This is a genomic window from Corallococcus sp. AB038B (assembly GCF_003668955.1).
Classification (GTDB): domain Bacteria; phylum Myxococcota; class Myxococcia; order Myxococcales; family Myxococcaceae; genus Corallococcus; species Corallococcus exiguus.
In genome coordinates, this window is record NZ_RAWO01000260.1 from 1 (window position 1) to 404 (window position 404).

General features: G+C 67.8%; 1 protein-coding gene. It reads right to left on the reverse strand.

The genetic code is table 11. From position 1 onward, the window contains the following. Positions 1 to 328, reverse strand: a 328-nt coding sequence (locus D7Y04_RS43210) for a hypothetical protein (RefSeq protein ID WP_121763086.1), incomplete at its 3' end; no start/stop codon positions are given. Positions 329 to 404 lie beyond the last annotated feature (76 nt).

Here is a 404-nt window from a genome sequence, read left to right on the forward strand (position 1 = left end):
GCTGCTGCCCGTGGAGGAGCGCGAGCTCGGAGTGGCCCTTGGCTTCTGGCAGGAGCAGGTCCAACTGGAGGAGGAACGATTCGCCGTCCGCGCGGGGCATCAGCACCAGTCGGTAGTCGGCGAGCGGAGCTCCGGGCCGGCGGCGCTCGGCGCGCAGCGTGCGACCCGTCTCTCCCAGGAGCTTGGGCTGGGCCACCAGTCGGCCTTCGCGCCAGACTTCCACGGCGAAGTAGAGAGGCTCGGCTACAGCGGACGAAGGCATCACCCCACAGGCCAGCCCCAACAGCAGTGCCAGCCCGGCAACCACGTTACGGAAGGTGCGGTACATGGTGAGGTCCCTTCTGAAGCTGGCGCAGGAATATCCCAAGTCGCGCCCGTAGTGCGAGCCCTCCTTGGGAGGTCTT